Annotated in this window: 21 protein-coding genes; 5 read left to right on the forward strand and 16 right to left on the reverse strand. The window is 69.5% G+C overall.

Features of this window, described 5'->3' with window-relative positions:
• Positions 1-10: 10 nt before the first annotated feature.
• The gene (locus OG709_RS24890) at positions 11-1,246 is read left to right on the forward strand and encodes a styrene monooxygenase/indole monooxygenase family protein (protein WP_250297892.1); all 1,236 of its coding nucleotides are present in this window, start codon (positions 11-13) and stop codon (positions 1,244-1,246) included.
• Here the strand turns inward: OG709_RS24890 and OG709_RS24895 are convergent.
• The 4 genes from OG709_RS24895 to OG709_RS24910 all read right to left on the reverse strand — a co-directional run bounded on the left by OG709_RS24895 (position 1,219) and on the right by OG709_RS24910 (position 4,574).
• On the reverse strand, positions 1,219-2,604 hold the full coding sequence (locus tag OG709_RS24895; protein ID WP_329167705.1) for a C40 family peptidase: 1,386 nt from the start codon (positions 2,602-2,604) through the stop codon (positions 1,219-1,221). The two genes, OG709_RS24890 and OG709_RS24895, sit on opposite strands and share 28 nt — an antisense overlap.
• Positions 2,605-2,739: 135 nt before the next feature.
• Positions 2,740-3,066, reverse strand: coding sequence for a hypothetical protein (locus OG709_RS24900; RefSeq protein WP_329167706.1), 327 nt, complete (start codon positions 3,064-3,066; stop codon positions 2,740-2,742).
• Positions 3,067-3,100: 34 nt separating this feature from the next.
• Positions 3,101-3,856, reverse strand: a complete 756-nt coding sequence (locus OG709_RS24905; protein WP_329167707.1) for a TetR/AcrR family transcriptional regulator — start codon at positions 3,854-3,856, stop codon at positions 3,101-3,103.
• A gap of 118 nt (positions 3,857-3,974) precedes the next feature.
• A complete protein-coding gene (locus OG709_RS24910; protein ID WP_329167708.1) occupies positions 3,975-4,574 on the reverse strand; it encodes a TetR/AcrR family transcriptional regulator in 600 nt (199 codons plus the stop codon).
• 158 nt (positions 4,575-4,732) lie between these two features.
• Here OG709_RS24910 and OG709_RS24915 point away from each other — a divergent pair, with 158 nt between their 5' ends.
• Positions 4,733-5,596: a class I SAM-dependent methyltransferase gene (locus OG709_RS24915; protein ID WP_250297887.1), complete on the forward strand. Its 864-nt coding sequence runs from the start codon at positions 4,733-4,735 to the stop codon at positions 5,594-5,596.
• Here OG709_RS24915 and OG709_RS24920 read toward each other — a convergent pair.
• The 3 genes from OG709_RS24920 to OG709_RS24930 all read right to left on the reverse strand — a co-directional run bounded on the left by OG709_RS24920 (position 5,593) and on the right by OG709_RS24930 (position 8,152).
• Positions 5,593-6,465: a hypothetical protein gene (locus OG709_RS24920; RefSeq protein ID WP_250298023.1), complete on the reverse strand. Its 873-nt coding sequence runs from the start codon at positions 6,463-6,465 to the stop codon at positions 5,593-5,595. The two genes, OG709_RS24915 and OG709_RS24920, sit on opposite strands and share 4 nt — an antisense overlap.
• A gap of 35 nt (positions 6,466-6,500) precedes the next feature.
• Entirely contained in the window at positions 6,501-7,430 is a 930-nt protein-coding gene (locus OG709_RS24925) for a helix-turn-helix domain-containing protein (protein ID WP_329167709.1), read from the reverse strand.
• A gap of 281 nt (positions 7,431-7,711) precedes the next feature.
• Positions 7,712-8,152, reverse strand: coding sequence for an ATP-binding protein (locus OG709_RS24930; protein ID WP_326694025.1), 441 nt, complete (start codon positions 8,150-8,152; stop codon positions 7,712-7,714).
• 163 nt (positions 8,153-8,315) lie between these two features.
• On the opposite strand from OG709_RS24930, the gene OG709_RS24935 reads away from it, so the two are divergent.
• Positions 8,316-9,194, forward strand: coding sequence for a helix-turn-helix domain-containing protein (locus OG709_RS24935; RefSeq protein ID WP_329167710.1), 879 nt, complete (start codon positions 8,316-8,318; stop codon positions 9,192-9,194).
• The gene (locus tag OG709_RS24940; RefSeq protein WP_329167711.1) at positions 9,191-9,400 is read left to right on the forward strand and encodes a DUF397 domain-containing protein; all 210 of its coding nucleotides are present in this window, start codon (positions 9,191-9,193) and stop codon (positions 9,398-9,400) included. Before OG709_RS24935 ends, OG709_RS24940 begins: the two co-directional genes overlap by 4 nt.
• Positions 9,401-9,504: 104 nt before the next feature.
• Here the strand turns inward: OG709_RS24940 and OG709_RS24945 are convergent, their stop codons facing one another.
• A complete protein-coding gene (locus OG709_RS24945; protein ID WP_329167712.1) occupies positions 9,505-9,867 on the reverse strand; it encodes a peptidase inhibitor family I36 protein in 363 nt (120 codons plus the stop codon).
• A gap of 310 nt (positions 9,868-10,177) precedes the next feature.
• On the reverse strand, positions 10,178-10,873 hold the full coding sequence (locus OG709_RS24950; RefSeq protein WP_250297875.1) for a TetR/AcrR family transcriptional regulator: 696 nt from the start codon (positions 10,871-10,873) through the stop codon (positions 10,178-10,180).
• A gap of 142 nt (positions 10,874-11,015) precedes the next feature.
• On the opposite strand from OG709_RS24950, the gene OG709_RS24955 reads away from it, so the two are divergent.
• The gene (locus OG709_RS24955; RefSeq protein ID WP_266640779.1) at positions 11,016-12,128 is read left to right on the forward strand and encodes an FAD-dependent oxidoreductase; all 1,113 of its coding nucleotides are present in this window, start codon (positions 11,016-11,018) and stop codon (positions 12,126-12,128) included.
• A gap of 139 nt (positions 12,129-12,267) precedes the next feature.
• On the opposite strand, the gene OG709_RS24960 is transcribed toward OG709_RS24955, so the two are convergent.
• The 7 genes from OG709_RS24960 to OG709_RS24990 form a co-directional block, all read right to left on the reverse strand.
• Positions 12,268-13,203, reverse strand: a complete 936-nt coding sequence (locus OG709_RS24960) for an urease accessory protein UreD (RefSeq protein ID WP_374211187.1) — start codon at positions 13,201-13,203, stop codon at positions 12,268-12,270.
• Between the two features lies 1 nt (position 13,204).
• Positions 13,205-13,825, reverse strand: coding sequence for an urease accessory protein UreG (gene ureG, locus OG709_RS24965; protein WP_250297873.1), 621 nt, complete (start codon positions 13,823-13,825; stop codon positions 13,205-13,207).
• Between the two features lie 34 nt (positions 13,826-13,859).
• Positions 13,860-14,606, reverse strand: a complete 747-nt coding sequence (locus OG709_RS24970) for an urease accessory protein UreF (protein ID WP_329167713.1) — start codon at positions 14,604-14,606, stop codon at positions 13,860-13,862.
• Between the two features lie 4 nt (positions 14,607-14,610).
• Positions 14,611-16,335 carry an urease subunit alpha gene (gene ureC, locus OG709_RS24975; RefSeq protein ID WP_250297871.1) on the reverse strand — a complete coding sequence of 575 codons (1,725 nt, stop codon included), beginning with the start codon at positions 16,333-16,335 and terminating at the stop codon, positions 14,611-14,613.
• A 1-nt stretch (position 16,336) separates the two neighbouring features.
• A complete protein-coding gene (locus OG709_RS24980; protein WP_250297870.1) occupies positions 16,337-16,747 on the reverse strand; it encodes an urease subunit beta in 411 nt (136 codons plus the stop codon).
• A gap of 97 nt (positions 16,748-16,844) precedes the next feature.
• Entirely contained in the window at positions 16,845-17,765 is a 921-nt protein-coding gene (locus OG709_RS24985) for a sirohydrochlorin chelatase (RefSeq protein ID WP_329167714.1), read from the reverse strand.
• Between the two features lie 4 nt (positions 17,766-17,769).
• On the reverse strand, positions 17,770-18,075 hold the full coding sequence (locus tag OG709_RS24990; RefSeq protein ID WP_250297868.1) for an urease subunit gamma: 306 nt from the start codon (positions 18,073-18,075) through the stop codon (positions 17,770-17,772).
• Positions 18,076-18,641: the final 566 nt, after the last annotated feature.

Consider the following 18,641-nt stretch of genomic DNA (forward strand, 5'->3'; position numbering starts at 1 on the left):
ACAACCCGCCATGCGGAAGATACTCATCGTGGGAGCCGGCCAGTCCGGACTCCAGCTGGCCCTCGGACTTCAGTCACAGGGCTACGAGGTCACTCTCATGTCGAACCGCACCGCCGATGAGATCCGCTCCGGCCGGGTCATGTCCACGCAGTGCATGTTCCATACCGCGCTCCAGCACGAGCGGGACCTTCAGCTCAACTTCTGGGAGTCCCAGGCCCCGAAGATCGAAGGGCTCGGCGTCTCCGTGGCCGCCCCGGACTCCTCCCGCGCCATCGACTGGGTGGGCAAGCTCGACGGCTACGCCCAGTCGGTCGACCAGCGGGTGAAGATGGCCGGCTGGATGGAGACGTTCGCGCAGCGCGGTGGACAGTTGGTGATCCACGGTGCGGCAGTCTCCGACCTGGACTTCTTCGCCCGGACGTACGACCTGGTGATGGTCTCGGCGGGCAAGGGCGAGCTGGTCTCGATGTTCGGCCGGGACGCCTCGCGTTCGCCGTTCACCGCGCCGCAGCGCGCGCTGGCGGTGGCGTACGTGCACGGCATGGGCGTCCGCCCCGAGCACCCCGACTTCGACGCGGTCCGCTGCAACCTGGTCCCGGGCGTCGGCGAGCTGTTCGTGATGCCGACCCTCACCAACTCCGGCCGCGCGGACATCCTGTTCTGGGAGGGCATACCCGGCGGCCCGCTGGACGCCTTCCAGGGCATCAAGGACCCTTCCGAGCACCTGGCGCTGACGCTGGAGCTCATGCAGAAGTTCACGCCGTGGGAGTACGCGCGCGCCACCGGCGTGGAACTGACCGACGCGGGCGCCACCCTCTCCGGCCGTTACGCCCCCACCGTCCGCAACCCGATCGGCCGGCTGCCCGGCGGCGGTCTGGTCCTGGGCGTCGCCGACGTGGTCGTCGCCAACGACCCGATCACCGGCCAGGGCTCCAACTCGGCCTCGAAGTGCGCCGCTTCCTACCTGGGCTCCATCGTCGACCGGGGCGACCAGCCCTTCGACGAGGCGTGGATGCAGCAGACCTTCGACCAGTACTGGGAGACGGCGAAGCACGTCACCAAGTGGACGAACGCCATGCTGGGCGTCCCCCCGGAGCACGTACTGAACCTGATCGGCGCGGCGGGCCAGCTCCAGCCGGTGGCCGACCGCTTCGCGAACGGCTTCAACAACCCCGCGGACTTCGAGAACTTCTTCTTCGAGCCGGAGAAGACGAACGCCTACCTGGCCGAGGTCTCCGGAGCCTGATTCCCGGTCCCGGCCTGATCGCTGGTCCCGGCCTGGCCTTCGGCACCGGCACCGGCCCCACTTCCCGTACCGGCTCCACCGTCGGTTCCGGCATGCCGCCCGGACTCCGGATCACCTCCGGCGTCCGGGCGGACCGCGCCCAGTACCGGATTCGACGCGAGGGGCGAGACCTTCACCTCGGCGCCGGGGCGCGGCGCCTGGACCACCTGCCCGTGGCCGATGTACAGCGCGACATGGGTGGCCCCCGGGAAGTAGACGATCAGGTCGCCGGGGCGCAGGGCCCGCAGCGATACCTTGCGCAGCTGCCGCCACTGCTCCTGGCTGGTGCGGGGGATGGTGTGGCCCGCGTGGGCCCAGGCCTGCGAGGTGAGCCCGGAACAGTCGAAGGAGTCCGGGCCCGTGGAACCCCAGAGGTACGGCTTGCCGACCTGGGTGAGCGCGTACCGCACCGCCTTCAGCCCCCGCTGCGACGCCGCCGCCTGCGGTCCGCTCAGCGCGCCCGACGTGAGCAACTGGTCCTGGGCCGCGCTGGTGTCCGCCTGGTCCAGTGCCTTCACGTCGGAGGCCTCGCCCGGGGTGAGCGTGGCGAGCAGCGCCTCCGCCTGCCGGAGCCGGGCCTCGGCCGTGGCGTACTCCTTCTTCTGCCGGGCGGCGAGAGCCTGTTGGCGGTTCAGTGCGGCGCGTGAGGCGGTGGTGAGGGTGTCCGCGTGGTGTTCGGCGCTCGTGAGCCGTTTCGCCTTCGCCAGCAGATCGGCGGACGCCTGCTGCAGCTGGTGACTCTCGTCGAGTGCCTGCTGGGGGTCGTTGCCGAGCAGCAGACTCAGGTACGGGGAGAGCCCGGACCTGCCCTGGTACTGCTCTCGCGCCAGTTGGCCCGCGGCGTTGCGGCTCTGCGCGAGCTCCATCCGTGCCTTCGCCAGACCGGCGGTGACGTTCACGGTGGCGGACCGCTGGCGCTTGAGCGCGTCCACGGTGGCCCGGTACTTCTGCCCGGCCGCCTCGGACTGCTGGTAGAGACGGCGAAGCCGCCCCAGTACGGCATCGGCGGGGGCGCCGGGGGCGAGCGGGGCTCCGTCGGGGGAACCGGGGTTCGCGGCGGGGTGCGCGCCCGGATCTGCGGCGGGGTCTGCGGCGGGATCTGCGACCGGGTCCGTGGCCGGATCTGCGGTGGAGGCGTCGGGGCTGGCCGAGACGGCGGGACGGGCCGTGCCGACCGGGTCGGCCGCTACGGGCCGGGGCGGGGGCGCGGGCAGCGGGCCGCGGGTCACGTCGGGGTCGGCGAGCGCGGGCGACGACCCGGAGACGATCACCGTGGCCAGCGCCGTCGTGCAGATGAATCGGAGCAGCCTGCCTGACACCACATCACCTCTGCTTCCGGGGCGGTCCGTCCGCCCCGGAACGAGCATGTGGCGAAGCGGCTGCTGTCGCCTCACAGGTGGTCGACCCGGCGCAATACGGTCACCCGGACAGGGGAGCCCCGGCGCGGTTCCTGGCTATGCGTCAGGTTTCGTGCCGGGCTCCGGTTCTTGCTGCGACTGCGACTGCGACTGCGGATTCGGCTGCGGCTTCGACCAAGGCCACTTCAGCGTGCGGGGCCGCCCCTCGGGCGCGTACTCGTACCGCCAGCCGCGCTGGATCCCCAGCCGCTTGGTGTGCCCGGCCGGAGTGCGTACGTAGACCAGCACGGTCGGCGGGCCGCCCGCCGCGTCAGGGACGGGGACCTCGTACACCTTCGGCGGCTGACCAGTCGGCCCCAGCAGGATCGGCAGTACGCGCCCGTCCAGCGGGCCGCCCACGAACAGGGTTTCTTCGCTCTTCACCGGGCCAGTCTGACTGACGACGCATACCGGGCCGTCAGGACGCGGCAGACTCCGCGCCGGTCGGCCCGGTCAGCAGATGGGCGGTCTCGCCCACGACGGGCAGCAGCCGACGGGCCAGCACCCCGGCCGCGCCGTCGGGTCTCTCCGCCGCCAGCGCCGTCCGCACGGCCTCCGCGGTCTGGCGGTCCGTCGCCGCGGTCGCGGCGAGCAGCGCGATGAGATGGTCGATCAGCCAGCCGCGGAGTTCGGCGAGCGGCGGCCGTTTCTCCTCGTCGAGCCAGATCAGCGAAGCGGCCTCGACGGCGGCGATCCAGGTCCGCACCATCATGCGCAGCCGCGGACCGGGCGCCGTGACCCCGAGGTGGACCAGGATCTGTTCGGCCGCGGCCCGCCGCACCTCGTCCACGATCGCCCCGGTCCGGGAGGTCTCGGCGACGGTCCCGCCCTGCAACAGCGCGGAGAACCCGGCATCGTGCTGATCGACGAAGGTGAGATAGCGGTCGAGCACCCGGGCCAGCCGTACGGTCAGCGGCCCGGTCTGCGGTTCGGCGAAACACTGTTCCAGCTCGTCCGCCGCGGAGCGCAACGCCTTCTCGTACAACTGCTGTTTGCCGCCGGGGAAGTACCGGTAGACCAGCGGCCGGGAGACCCCGGCCGCCTCGGCCACGTCATCGAGCGACACCTCGTCCGGCGCGCGCTGCGCGAACAGCGACAGGGCCGCGTCGAGGAGCTGTATTCGGCGCTCCTCGACGCTGAGACGTCGGTACGCGGGGATCGCTGCGGGGGTCATGCCCGCAGCGTAATCGCCGCCCGGACCGGCACGGGCACCACGAGCGGGCGCTGTTCATACTGGCGCCGCCGTCCCCGCAGCTGTCCCCGCCGCTGTCCGGTGGCGGCTCCGTCGAGGATCATCCCGGCAGTCCTTGGCCGTCCACCAGGGTGGCCACCAGGCGCGTCATGAGGGGCTGCGGGTCGGGCCTGCCCGGCCAGCTGGTCATCAGGAGATGGTGGGCGGTGCCGACGACGGCGAGGGCCACGGTGTTCGGGTCGACGGTCCCGGCGACTCGGCCGAGCTTCTGTTCGGTCGCGAGATACGAGGTGATGGCCTCCTCGATCGCGGTGAGGCCGGGCGCCCCGCCTTTCAGGGCCTCTCGGATCAGCCGCGCGGTGACGGTTCGGCTCATGGCCAGGCCGGAGAGAGCCGGGCCGGCGGAGTCGAACAGCGCGAGGACGACGGTGTCGAGGTTCCGCGCCACCGTGCCCTGCCCGGCGAGCTGCGACAGTGCTTGCGCCTTCGCGGCTGTCCGTGCGAACCGGTCGAGGCAGAGCTCGGCCACGAACGCGTCGAGCCCCGCGAAGTGCGTATGCAACAGCCCCTTGGCGCAGTCGGCCTCGGTGGTGACGGCCCGGCTGGTGAGTGCGCCTGGCCCGTCCCGCTCCACGACACGCTCGGCCGCAGCGAACAGCCGCTCGCGTACGTCCGGGGTCGTCACTCCGCGTGGGGACATAGGGGTCTCTCTTCCGTTCCGATGCCGCTGCCGTCGAAGGGGCCGACGCCGTCGAATGGGTCAACCCCGCGACTGGTCAAGGAGGTTGCTCGTTTGGGCATGTGCCCATACTGTTTGGGCGCACGCCCATTATCTGTCATTCACCCCAGGGGAACCCCGTGTCGGACGTTGTCAACACCGAGCAGGCGCAGGCATGGAACGGTCAGGAAGGCTCCCACTGGGCCCGTAACCAGGACCGCTGGAACGCGGTGAACGAGGGCTTCGACGAGCCGCTGCTCGATGCTGCCGGGATCACCGGGGACCACCGGGTCCTCGACCTCGGCTGCGGCTCCGGGCAGACCACGCGCCTGGCGGCGCTCAGAGTGCCCCGGGGCCACGCGCTCGGCCTCGACCTGTCCGGTCCGATGCTGGCCGAGGCGCGGGCCCGCGCGGAGTTGGAGGGCATCACGAACGCATCCTTCGTGCAGGGGGACACCCAGGTGCACCCCTTCGAGGAGGGCTCGTTCGACGCGGCGGTCAGCCGCTACGGGGTGATGTTCTTCGCCGACCCCGAGGCGGCCTTCGGAAATGTCGGCCGGGCACTACGGCCCGGCGGGCGCCTGACGTTCGTCTGCCCGGCCGATGCCGCGCTCAACGGCTGGGTCACGGCGATGGCGTCGCTGCGCGACATCCTGCCCACCGGGGACTTCGGACGGCCGGGGCTGCCAGGCATGTTCTCCCTGGCAGCCCCGGACCGTATCCGGGCGGTGCTCGCCGCAGCCGGATTCACCGACGTGCGCATCAACCAGGCGCAGGCGTACGGAGTTTGGGGACACGGCGCCGGGGATGCGGCGGAGTTCCTCCTGGGCACCGGCCCCGGCCGCCACCTGATGGAGCAGGCCGACGCGGCCACGCGATCACGCGCCCGCCGCGCCCTGACGGACCATCTTCGCGCCCAGGAGGCGGCGGACGGCACGGTCCGGCTGATCAGCACATCGTGGCTGGTCTCAGCGGACCGGCCGACCGGACCGGCCAGCCCTTAGTCCTCGGTGAAGATCTCCTCTGCGGTGGCTGCGGTAGCGGCCCGGTTGAGCCACTGGTGCAGGAGCTCGGGGTCGCCGCAGCCGGTGATCTTCTCGCGGATCTCGTCGGTGACGGCGATGCCGCGCACCTCCAGGATGAGCAGGAGGCCTTCGACTCGGCCTTCGACTCGGCCTTCGTCCCGGATTTCTTCCGAGATGGATGACGTGTAGAAAGAGAGGTCCACGGCCACCAGGTTCCTCCATTGTTGTGCGACCGGACGGTTGCCCAGGCCTTGTGTGGTGAGTTCGACGATGGGGGCGGCGATTGCCTCCGGGGTGTCCCGCAGCGCGCCGGAGAGCGATTTCAGTATGGCACCGACGTCCGGATCACCGGCGTGTGTGATGACGGAGAGGACAGCGAGTGCCAGGTCCTTGCGGGCCTCGGCGACATCGGTGATGACCGGGATGTTGTGCGGTCCCGCGACGAGTGGATGCAGCGTGAGCACGGGCCATTGGGGCGCGCCGAGGGGCACCGGGCGTGCGGCCCATTCGGCGGTGGCACGGTCCTGGCAGACGACCAGCAGCGTGGTCGGCAGCCGGTACTTGTTGAGCAGGTAGGAGAAGTAGTACGCCCAGCTGGCGGGCTTGTCGACGTCCTTCTTGCCCTGGGCCTCGACGGCGAGGAGGAACGGCCCGTCCTCCTCCGTCTCGATACGCAGAAGGGTGTCGACCCGGCGTTCGAGCGGGTTGGTTTCGGTGAGGTCGTTGGGCAGGACCGTGGCGGAGACGGGCGGCGGGAAGGTGGCTCCTAACACCTCCGAGACACGGGAGAAGAGGCCCGGGTACTCCTGGAAGACCCGGTGCATTGCCTCATGGGGCGAGCTGACCATGTAGTTCCGTTCATGTGTGTGCGGGTGGTCGTGGTTCATGCGGCGGATTGCCGCACGTCGGTTCGACAGCTGCGGCACGTGCCTGGCTCCGGGGCCCGGAAGGCGCGGTCGCAGCGGTCGCAGTTCTGGAGCGGGTCCGGGCGCTGTACGGAGTCCGGGGCCGCAGGGAGCGGTGGTGGGAGAAGCTCGGTGAGGCGGTGGGCCAGAAGTCCGGCTGGGCGGGTCAGCGGGTCGGGCAGGCCGGTGCTGAGGGCATGGCTGACGGTCTCGGACCCGACGCCGCGTTCCAGCCAGGCCGCGACGGCCGGGGCGAGGCGGCGCACGTCGTGCGCGGAGAGCAACAGCCGTGGGTCGTGGCGGCGCAGACCGGCCAGCAGGTCGATGGCCGCACGATGGCGCTCCAGGTCGTGGGCCTGTGGCTGGGGGAGCGACGGGCGAGCGGGAACGGGGTTGCGTGGCACGGGGGTTCGGTCCGGCTGCGACAGGGGTTCCGGCGGCGGTACGGGTTCCGGCGCGGCGGAGGGCATGGGCGCCTGCGGGCGGGCCGCGCGGCCGGGCGCGGGCCGCGTGCTGGGCGCCACCGGAGGGAGCGCGACGGCGCCCGGCTGATTGTACGAAACCGTACGGGTGATGACCCGCCCGCTCGGCAGGCGTTCCCGGGTGCGTTCCAGGTAACCGTGTGCCTCAAGTTCGCGTAACGCGGCGGCGATCCGGGTCTCGCTCTCCGGGTAACGGCCGGCCAGGGCCTTGATGCCGATCTTGGCTCCGGCGGGCAGCGACTGGATGTGTACGGCCAGCCCGATCGCCAGCAGCGAGAGCTCGCGGTGCTGGGCGAGGTGGTTGCCGACGACCGTGTAGCGGCTGGTGTGGTGGGAGTTGATGTGCACGACACCGGATGCCGGTGTGGCACGCCCGCGAACGGGGGACGGGGTGCGCGGGGGAGCGCTAATCTGCTGGGTATCCATCGGGAAGGTCCGCTTCCTCGGTGGTCAGGCCCTCGTTCGGGATGCCAGTCCCGGCCGGGGGCCGTCGCATGTCTGGGTGGTGGTCGCCGCGAGCATATGCCCGCCAACCAGTCCCAAACCCAGCGGAATTGGCGAAATTCACCCGTGTGAGTGACGGCGGGTGAGAGTGGTGACGGGCAGGGTGGGGAAGGTAATTTCCCCGTTTCTTTGAGTCTTTGATGTCGCGCGTCGCCGCGTCGCGGTTGACCGGGTCGTGGACGACCGCGACGCGGTGGCGGCGGTCACCGTGCGAGGTCGATCTCCGCCCAGATCACCTTGCGGGGCACGGGGCCCGGGGTCACACCCCAGCGGTCGGCGAGCGCTTCGACGATCAGCAGCCCCCGCCCGGACTCGGCGTCGTCGGCGGGGCGGGCCGTACTGCCGGGCACGGTGGGTGGGAGGCGGTCGCCCCGGGTGTCGGTCAGCTCGATCCGCAGTAGCGAGTCGCCGTGCACGGCGAGGCTCAACTGGAAGCCCCTGCCCCGCACTCGGCCATGGACGGCGGCGTTGGTGGCCAGCTCGGCAACGATGTGCGCGGCCGACTCCGAAGGCAGCCCCCAGGCCCCCAGATGCGCGGCGGCGAGCAGCCGCGCGAGCCGCGCGCCCCGGCGGGTGGGGGAGAGCAGCACGGTGAACTGCCGGGTGGAAGCGGAGGGTTCGGTTCGGGTGAGTTCTTGCGTCATGTCACTCAGCGTGGCCATTCCCGCCTACCGTGAACAGTGACACGACGCCTACGTACGGTGATTGTCCCGAGCTTGTCCGGTGCTGTCCCGGCTGTCCGGGGTGACGTGCGGGGGACGACCAGGGTTGAGCAAGAACGTCATACACGTCGGAGGCGGGGCACGGATGAGCGTGGATGAGGCCGGTACGGAGCGCGGGGACGGCGGCGCGGACGAGCCCGGCTGGGACGTCGATCCTGACGACGAGTCCGGTGTGGCAGTGGTCGCAGCGGTGGGTCGCCAGATCAAGGCGTGGCGGGAGTCGGTAGGCCTGCGGGCGAGCGAGCTGGGGGGCGCGATCGGGTACGGGGAGGATCTGGTCTACAAGGTGGAGGGTGGCAGGCGCATCCCCCGCCCGGAGTTCCTGGACCGGGCGGACGGAGTGCTGGGCGCGGGCGGGAAGATCGCCGCGATGAAGAAGGACGTGGTCGAGGTCCGCTACCCGAAGAAGATTCGGGATCTGGCCAAGCTTGAGGCGAAGGCCGTCGAGCTTGAGGCGTACCACCACCACAACATCAATGGCTTGTTGCAGACCGAGGGGCATATGCGGGCCCTGTTCGCATCATGGCTGCCTGCCTACACGCTGGACGAGATGGACCGCGTGGTGGCTGCGCGTATGGCCCGACGCGCCATCTTCGACCGGGACCCTCTCCCGTCGCTGAGTTTTGTTCAGGAGGAGGTGACGCTTCGCCGTCCGGTCGGAGGCACAATGGTGCGGCGCCGACAACTCGAACGCCTCCTGGAAGTAGGGCAGTTGCGTAATGTGGCGATCCAGGTGATGCCGACCCATTGCGAGGAACACCCCGGGACAGGTGGCCTGATCGAGGTTCTGAAGTTCCCCGACGGTAGCGCGGTGGGGCGTTCCGAGGGCGCGTTCAGCGGCCGTCCGGTCTCAGACCCGAAGCAGCTCAGGATCCTTGAGTTGCGCTATGGGATGATCCGGGCCCAGGCTCTCACGCCACGGGAGTCGCTGGCCTTCATCGAGCAACTTCTGGGGGAGACATGATCCGCAGGCCCTCTGCCAGGGACGCTGCCGAGCTGGACTGGTTCAAGAGCAGCTACAGCAGCAGTGGCGACGGCAACGACTGCGTCGAGGTCGCCTCCGCACCCGGCGCGGTCCACGTCCGCGACTCCAAGAACGTGCCGGGGCCGCAGCTCGGCTTCGCCTCTGACGCGTGGGCGGATTTCGTCGCGTACGTGTCCGCGAGCTGATCCCGCTGCCGTAACCATGCCGAACCCGCCACCGACAAAGTCGGCAGATCATCAGCTACGGACGGCAGGCGTCCGTGCCCAGCCGGAGCTGGGCACGGAACTACTTACTTCCAGTAGCCGTAGCTGTCACCCAGATCGGGGTTGACCTCGCCGGAGGCGACCTTCTTGCTGTAGCCGTTGCAGATCCAGCTCTGACTGACTGTCCAGTCCTGGTTGTCCCTGTTCACGATCGAGCGCACCGTGCCCGAGGGGACGCTGTCGCAGGAGTGGATCTGCGGATTCTGGTACGCCTCCATCTGCCCGCCGAAGTTGGCCTCCGGCCAGAAGCACACCCATCCCGGGTAACAGTCGTCAGGACCACTTTCCTTGGGGGCGCTGGACGCCGGGGCCGCCGCGGTCAGAGCGAGGGCTGCTGCCGCGCCCGCACCTGCCAGCAAGGACCGTCGTGCGGTGGAAGCGATACGCATGAGAACTCCCTCGTCATGACTCCGCCCTGTGCGAAGCCGATCACTCTAGGGATCTCCTCCATCACCTTGTGTCACGCGCACGGAATCGGCCCTTTGCGGCACGGGGAACAGGCCATCCCACTTGAGCTCGGCATGACACCGAAGACGTGGACGAGTTCCATGGCCCGGACGCTGACATCAAAAGATCTTGGCAAAGCTGTTGTGACCCGACTTGCCAGGTCGAGCCGCCGTTCCAAGCGTGGGAGACCGGCAGGCAGAACGCGAACACTGATCACGACCTCACGCAGGCCGGCGAGGCTGCGCGAGCCGGCTACGACGGCGCCGGACCGGTCGGCCTCTGGTGGGAGATGATTCCGGTGAGGATGAGGTCGATACCGGCGAGGAACTCCGCCCGGTCGTCGTGATCGCGTAGTTGGTCCGCGACGTTCCGGGTGAACGCGTACTCGTCGGGGTCGAGGTCTGCCCAGGCGGCCGAGACGGTGTTGAGGAACTCGGTCCGGTTCGTGTCCGGCGGGCAGCCGCGGGCGTTGGCCGCGTTCTGTCCGCCCACTCCGAGGATGTAGCTCAGCAGCGCGGACGCGGCGGTGAACTGGGCGGTGTGAGGTACTCCGAGCGCCTGGACCTGGCGTCCGAGGTGTTCGAAGACCCGCAGCATCGGTGCCTGCGACGGGGCGCCGGCGAGTTGCGTGCCGATCCACGGGTGGGCGTCGATCGCGTCGAACACGCCGAGCGCGAGGGCGCGGATCGCTTCCTGCGGCGTCGCGTCGGCGGTGTCGGCGGTCGCGGTGCCTGCGATGGCGGCGTCGGTGGCGGCGTTGAGGAGTTCCGTCTTGCCCGTGACGTGCCAGTAGATCGCGCCGGGGCCGGTGGCGAGACGCTCGGCCAGTGCGCGGAACGTGAGTCCGCCCTCGCCTGCCGTGTCGAGCAGCTCGATCGCGGCCTCGACGATGCGCTCCCGGGAGAGCGGTTCCTCCCGTCGCTCCGTGCGACGCGTCCTCGTTGCCATGTACGCATCCTGACACATGTCTGGAACCCCGTTCCAGCTTGACATCTCTGGAATGCCGTTCCAGGCTGGTATTGGAACGGCATTCCAGAGAGGGCCTGCCGGGTGCCCGCCCGGCAGGCGTACGACAGGCAAGGAACCCACCATGACCACTGACGTCACGATCATCGGCGCCGGACTCGGCGGACTCGTACTGGCCCGCGTCCTGCACGTCCACGGCATCCCGGCGACGGTCTACGAGGCGGAGGTCTCTCCGACCGCCCGCTCCCAGGGCGGGATGCTCGACATCCACGAGGACAACGGCCAGCCGGCTCTGCAGGCGGCAGGCTTGACGGACGAGTTCCGCGGCCTCGTGCTGGAGGGCCGCGAGGCGACTCGGGTCCTCGCCTCGGACGGGACGGTTCTGTTCGACGACGACAGCGAGCGTGGGCGCCCCGAGGTGCTGCGTGGCGAGCTGCGACGGATCCTGCTCGAATCGCTCCCGGCCGGCACTGTCCGGTGGGGTCACAAGGTCAGCGGCGTCCGTGCTCTCGGCGGCAGCCGCCACGAGGTGACTTTCGCCGACGGCGCCACTGTCGTCACGAGCCTGCTGGTCGGCGCGGACGGCGCGTGGTCGCGGGTCCGGCCGCTGCTCTCCGGCGCGACCCCCGAGTACATCGGCAGGTCGTTCATCGAGACCTACCTGTTCGACAGCGACACCCGGCACCCGGCCGCCGCGAAAGCGGTCGGCGGCGGGGCGATGCTCGCGCTCGCGCCGGGCAAGGGGATCCAGGCCCACCGGGAGAGCGGTGGGACCCTCCATACCTACGTGGCGCTCTCCAGGCCGCAGGACTGGTTCGCCGGTATCGATTTCACTGATTCCGCGGCGGCTGCCGCGCGGATCGCGGAGGAGTTCGACGGCTGGGCGCCGGAGCTCACCGCGCTGATCACCGACGGCGAGACCGCACCGGTCCTGCGCATCCTCAACGCCCTGCCCAACGACCACCGGTGGGACCGGGTGCCGGGGGTGACCCTGCTCGGCGACGCCGCCCACCTCGCGGCCCCGAACGGCGAGGGCGCCAACCTGGCCATGTACGACGGCGCCGAACTCGGCAAGGCCCTCGCCGCGCACCCCGATGACGTCGAGGCCGCGCTCACCGCGTACGAGCAGGCCCTCTTCCCTCGCAGCGCCGAGGCCGCCGCCGACGGCGACGACCTCCACGAGCTGCTCTTCGGCGACGACGCACCCCACGGTGTGGTCACCATGTTCAACGGCTGATCAGCGTGTTCGCCGAACGCGGGTAGCCCCCGCTGCGCACACGACCCTTCGAAGTGCCCCGGAGCCGGACCCGCCGGGCTCGTGGTGGCGGGACTCCTCCACACAGCGAGGAGCGGGACTCCTCCGCACAGCGAGGAATTCAGGGTTTGCGGAGGTCAGGTGCCGGGTGCCCGGTGAGCAGCCGGCGGACGGCGTCCCAGGCGGCGCGGAGCGCCTGGGTGATCTCCGGCTGATCGCTGCCGAGCATACGGAGCCAGGCACCGCAGTCACCCGGCAGCACACTCGCCCCGTGGGGCAGTCCGGCGACGGCGGCGTCGAGGACGTCGGCGATTTCCTGGGCCGGACAGCGATCACTGATCACGAAGAGGGACGAGAGGTGATCGAGGCCGCTGAAGACAGCAGGGCCGGTGACGCCGCCCCCTTCCCCCGGTGTGAGCCGCAGGGTGTCGACGGCGAGCAGGGTACCGTCCGGCCGCCGGATCTCCAGATCGCTGGAGAGGACGGTATAGGCGTGCCGCTCGCCCCGGGCGAGCCTGCCGGCCGCCATCGACTCCGAGAAAAGGACAGTGGCCCGTTCGGCCACCTCCAGCCTCGTCGTCTGGTGGAAGCGTGCGCCGCGGAAGGGAATGATCGGGTCGGGCAGGTACTCCACGTACGCCCCGTCGGCCGCGCTGAGATGGGTGACCTGCGTCGCGTAGTTGTCCTCCATGCGGTAGACCTTCGTGGCCGCCTGCGTGGTGAAGTGCGCCTGCGTGTCCGGTCCGCAGTGGAAGTCCTGGCGGTAGCGGTCGGCCTGGGCGATCCCGCCGCCTGTCGCCATCACGTACGTGAAGGCCATGCCCGGCAGGGCGGGGTCCACGTACAGCGGTCGCATGATCTCCAGCGGCGCTTTCTGGTAGCGCTGTACCAGCTCCGTGCGCTCGCCCCGCCTCGCGAAGGCGAGGTCGAGGATGCCGACCTTCGCCGGTGCCCCCGCCCCGAGGGTCACCGGCGCGGAGAAGAGCGTTCGGTACGGCATCGGCAGCCTGGGCAGCTCGTAGTGCGCGGGACTGAGTCTGTCCACGGTGGCCCTCATCTCAGACCAGCGCGACGCGGCGCGAGTCGATGAAGGCCGCGACCTCGTCGACGCCCTTGCCGGTGAGGCAGTCGGTGAGGACGACGGGACCCTCACCCCGCACCCGGTGGGCGTCCGACTCCATGACGGTGAGATCGGTACGTACGTACTGGGCGATGTCCATCTTGTTGATGACCAGCAGGTCGGACTCCGTAATGCCCGGCCCTCGCTTGCGCGGCATCTTCTCGCCCTCGGCGGTGTCGAGGACGAAGATGAAGAGGTCGACGAGCACGGGGCTGAACGTGAGGGTCAGGTTGTCGCCGCCGCTCTCGTAGAACAGGACGTCGACGTCGGGGAACCGCTCCAGGAGTTCCGCACCGGCGGCAAGGTTCATCGTCGGGTCGTCGCGCACCGCGGTGTGCGGGCAGGCACCGGTTTCCACGCCGATGATCCGGTCCGCGTCCAGTACTCCCGCGAGAGTACGGCGGACGTGTTCGGCGTCCTCCTGGGTGTAGATGTCGTTCGTGATCACGGCCGGCTGCCGGCCCTGCGCAATCAGGACCGGCACGAGCGCTTCGATGAGGGCCGTCTTGCCCGAGCCGACCGGGCCTCCGACACCGACGCGCAGAACGTTGTCTCTCATGCTGTCTCTCTTCGGTGGTGTTCGGATACAGGGATCAGGTGGCGAACAGACGGGCCTCGGCGCGTTCGTGCCGGGCCGACATGACGTCCGCGAGGAAGGTGGTCGCCCCGAGGTCGGCCAGCTCACGGCGCAGCGCCTCTTCGGTCACTTCCTGGATGACGTGGGCCGTGTCGCGGAGCAGGACCTGGGCACGCCGGTGGTCGGTGAGCCGCAGACGCAGGGCAGCGCCCGCGAAACTGGCGCAGAAGGCGAAGAGGTCGGAGGCGACGGCCTGGCCCACCGGCACCCCGATGCAGGCGTACACCACTCCCGCCGCCACGGCCTGGTTCCCCGGCGCATGCCGCGCGCTCACCGTCTTCTGGTACTGAGCGATCCCGGGCTCCCCGAAGATCTCGGCCGCGAGATCCAGGAGCTGACGGCCCGTGCGCTGCGCTGCCTGCCGCATCTCGCGGTTGAGTTTCGTCGCATGGAGGCGCGTGTCCACGGCGCTCACCTCCTCCCACGCGCCGGCCCGCGCCGCGCGGTGGGCGAGGGCCAGCGCGGTGGCGTCGGAGGGACCGACGCCGTTGCGCAGAAGGTCGTGCAGCAGTGCCCCCACGGTCTCCGGTGTCACGAGTCCGGCCTGTGCGAAACCTTCCAGGCTGTGCGACAGCGTGTAGAAGCCGCTGGGGAAGGCCGAGTCCGTCAGTTGGAGGCTGACGAGCAATCGGTCGAGGTCCGGGGTGTGTTCGCCGACCGTCGGGAGGGGGTGCTGCTCGGCGCTCTGCTCTTCGCTGTACATGGGATCAGGCCAGGAAGAACAGCTTGTTGAGCGGCAGCTTCTCGGCGGGATCGATGGTGGCGACCCGGCCGTTCATGGTCACCTTGTACGTTTCCGGATCCACCTTGATCTCGGGCACGACATCGTTGCGCACCATGTTGTGCTTGCCGATGGTGCGTGTCTTGCTCACAGGCAGGACGCGTCGCTGCAGACCGAGCTTCTCCGGGACGCCGGCGGCGATACCCGCCTGCGACATGAAGGTGACGTGCGTGGACTGCATGGCACGCCCGGACTGGCCGAACATCGGCCGGTAGTACACCGGTTGGGGGGTCGGGAGCGAGGCGTTGGGATCGCCCATCAGGCTCCAGGAGATGATGCCGCCCTTGATGACCATCTTCGGCTTGGCTCCGAAGGAGTGCATCGGCCAGAGCACGATGTCCGCGAGCTTGCCCGTCTCGAGCGAGCCCACGTAGTCGGAGATGCCGCACGCGATGGCCGGGTTGATGGTGACCTTGGCCAGATAGCGCAACACACGCTGGTTGTCGTTCCGCTCGGTGTCCTCGGCCAGAACGCCCAGCTTCTCCTTGCACAGGTGCGCGATCTGGAAGGTCCGGGTGACCGATTCGCCGACACGGCCCATCGCCTGGGAGTCGGAGGAGACCATGCTGATGACGCCCTGGTCGTGCAGGAAGGTCTCCGCCGCGATGGTCTCCGCCCTGACCCGGCTGTCGGCGAACGCGACGTCCTCCGGGATCCCGTGGCTGAGGTGGTGACAGACCATGACCATGTCCAGCAACTCGTCCACCGAGTTCTTGCAGTACGGCAGCGTCGGGTTGGTGGAGGACGGCAGGATGTTCGGTTCGCCCGTGACCCGGAGGATGTCGGGGGCGTGGCCGCCACCCGCGCCCTCACTGTGGAAGGTATGGATGGTGCGGCCGTCGAACGCGGAGCGGGTGTCCTCGAAGAAGCCACCTTCGTTGAGCGTGTCGGTGTGAATGGCGACCTGGATGTCGTGCCGGTCGGCGACGGTCAGGGCGTTGTCGATGACAGCCGGGGTGGCGCCCCAGTCCTCGTGGACCTTGAGGGCAGCGGCACCCGCCACGATCTGCTCATCGAGAGCGTCGGGGAGACTGCCGTTGCCCTTGCCCATGATGCCGAGGTTGACGGGCAGGCCCTCGGCGGCCTCCAGGAACCGGGCGATCTGGAAGGGCCCCGGTGTGCAGGTGGTCCCGTTGGTGCCGTCCGTCGGCCCGGTCCCGCCACCGAAGAGGGTCGTGATGCCGTTGCTGAGCGCCTGCTCGCACTGCTGCGGGGAGATGAGGTGGACGTGCGCATCCATCGCCCCGGCCGTGGCGATCAGGTGCTCGCCGGCGATGACCTCGGTGCCGGCACCGACGACGAGCCGCGGGTCCACGTTCTTCTGCGTCTGCGGGTTGCCCGCCCTGCCGATACCGGCGATGAAGCCGTCCTTGATACCGATGTCGCACTTGACCACACCGAGGATCGGGTCCATCACGACGGCGTTGGTGATGACGAGGTCGAGCGCGCCCTGGGCCGCGGTCGCCTGCGCACTGGCTCCCATGCCGTCGCGCGCCGTCTTGCCGCCCCCGTAGACGATCTCGTCGCCGTACATGCCCTCGCGGAAGTCCTTCTCCACCTCCACCACGAGATTGGTGTCCGCGAGGCGGAACCGGTCTCCGACCGTGGGACCGAAGAGCTCCGCATACTGCTTACGGGAAAGCGTGGGCATATCAGTTTTTTCCCTTCTTGCTGGACTTCGCCGATTCCTCGCCGGCTCCGCGGAAGCCGCGCTGCATGGCACGGGCGACGGCGGCAACGCGGGCGGGATGTGAGGTGACGCTGCCGTTGAGCAGACCGCTGAAACCGGTGAGGCGTCCGGTGCCCGCGAAGGTGCACAGCTCCACCTCGTGCGTACCGCCCGGCTCGAAGCGCACGGAGGTGCCGGCCGCGATGTTGAGGTGCATGCCGAGAGTGGCGTCCCGGTCGAAGTCGAGAGCCGAGTTCACCTCGAAGAAGTGGTAGTGGGAACCGACCTGGACGGCACGGTCACCGGTGTTGCTCACCCTCATCTTGAGGGTGCGGCGGCCGGCGTTGATCTCGATTTTTCCCTCGCCGTACATATAGCGCTCGGGAAGAGGCATCGCGGACTCCTAGGAGTGTGGGGAACTGGGATGGGGGGGCAAGCGGCGCGAGTCGCCGACCCGAAGAGGGACCGGAGAGGGAGAGGCGGCGAGCGAGTCAGCGCGCCAGGGCCTGAGCGGACTCGCTCGTTCGCTCGCTCGGGGAATGGGCATGAAACGCGGTGCCGGGGGACTGCCCGTGGGTAAGGGCCTGCCTCACGCCGTGGGAGTGGGGTTCTCCTGCACTGGGGGAGCGAAACACCCCGGCACCGTGGGAATGGGGCTCTCCCGGACCGTGGCTGTGGGCGTCACCCGGGCCATGGTCGTGGTCGTCACCCGGTCCGTGGCTGTGGGCGTAGCCGTGGCCGTGCGCCTTCGCCAGCCCGCGCTCGACGCCGTCGTCGCCGTGATCCAAACGGTGCCAGGCCTCGTGGACACGACTGGCGAGCACTCCCGCGAGCGCGGTGGGGGTCAGCAGCGGCAGCGCGTCGTCGACCGGGGGCACGGCCGGCCAGCCGGCGAGGAGAACCGCGACCTCGTCGGCGCCCAGTGCCACGCAGCGCGCCCGCCCCTCGCGCGGGTCGGGATCGCCGCCGATCAGCGCGACCTCCACCGTGCGGTGCCTGGCGTACTGCCGTACGAGGCGTGCCACGCGGAAGAGTTCAGCGTCCGAGAAGGGGTCGCCCGTGGGCGCGACGACCAGCAGTGCCGTGTCCGTTGCCACCTTCGTGGCGGAGGCGCGGAGCCAGCCGATGAGATGTCCGGTCGTACCGAAGGACGAGGCGAGAACGGTCACTTTCCGGTCTTCCGGGCAGAGGGACCGCAAGGTACGTGCCGCGTCGGCGACCAGTTCGGGGTCACGCCCCAGCGTCATGGGGACCACGCACACTCGCTCGCCGCGCCCGCGCGCCTCGGCGACGCGCTGGTACAACTCCCTGCCGGGGGTTGCCGTGCTCACGGACGGCACGAGGAGCGCGCGCAGACCGCGCCCGTCGTCGCTCTCGTGACCGACGACAGCGATCGTGTGCTGCTTCGTCATCGTCTCAGCCGCCGACGGGATCGTGGCACGAGACGAGCTTGTTGCCGTCATCGAAGGTCGCCTCGATCTGCAGCAGCGGCAGCATCTCCCGCACGCCGTCCATGACCTGGTCCTCGCCGAGCACGTGCCTGCTCAGCTCCATGCAGTCGGCAACGGTCTTCCCGTCACGCGCCGCCTCCAGCACCGCTTCACTGATGATGGCGACGGTTTCGCTGTAGTTGAGCTTCAGCCCGCGGTCCTGGCGCTTGTGTGCCAGGTTGGCGACGACGTATACGAGCAGCTTGTCGATCTCTCTCGGAGCGAGGTTCACGCGTTGATGCCTTTCTGCGAAGCGGGTCGGAATGCGCCGGGTGCGGCGAGTGAGGGTCCGGTTCAGAAATCCGTGTCCTGAAGGGTGACCGCAGAACGGAGTGGGGACGGCCGCGAGAAGCGCCCAGGTGGTTATTTGAACGTCAGGTGAAGGTGTGGCTGCCGAATGCCGTGAAGAGCATCGCGATACCTCGCAGGACGCCGCAGCAGGGGTGCTTGGACACGGAGACGCTCCTTCACGGAGAGTGAATAGCGACGGAGAATGGATAGCGACGGAGAACGGATAGCGGCGGAGAGTGCCTGAGGCACTCCGCCGCGTCACAACCTAGGCGTCACGGGTACGTAAATCAGGGAACAAGCACGGTGGGCTCACCCGGACAGCGCACAACGCCACGAGCAGCAACATTCTCTTCTGGGGACACGCGCCCAGGCAGTCGCCGACTTGGTGAGCAAGTGGTCGGCAGACAGAAAAAGTCACACATCAACCGGATGGAAGACGCGACGGGTCTGCCGAACGAGCGAATCTGTCCCACATCCAGTGATAACGGAATGCCGTGGCTTCGAAAG

Origin of the sequence: Streptomyces sp. NBC_01267 (assembly GCF_036241575.1) — a bacterium.
GTDB lineage: Bacteria > Actinomycetota > Actinomycetes > Streptomycetales > Streptomycetaceae > Streptomyces.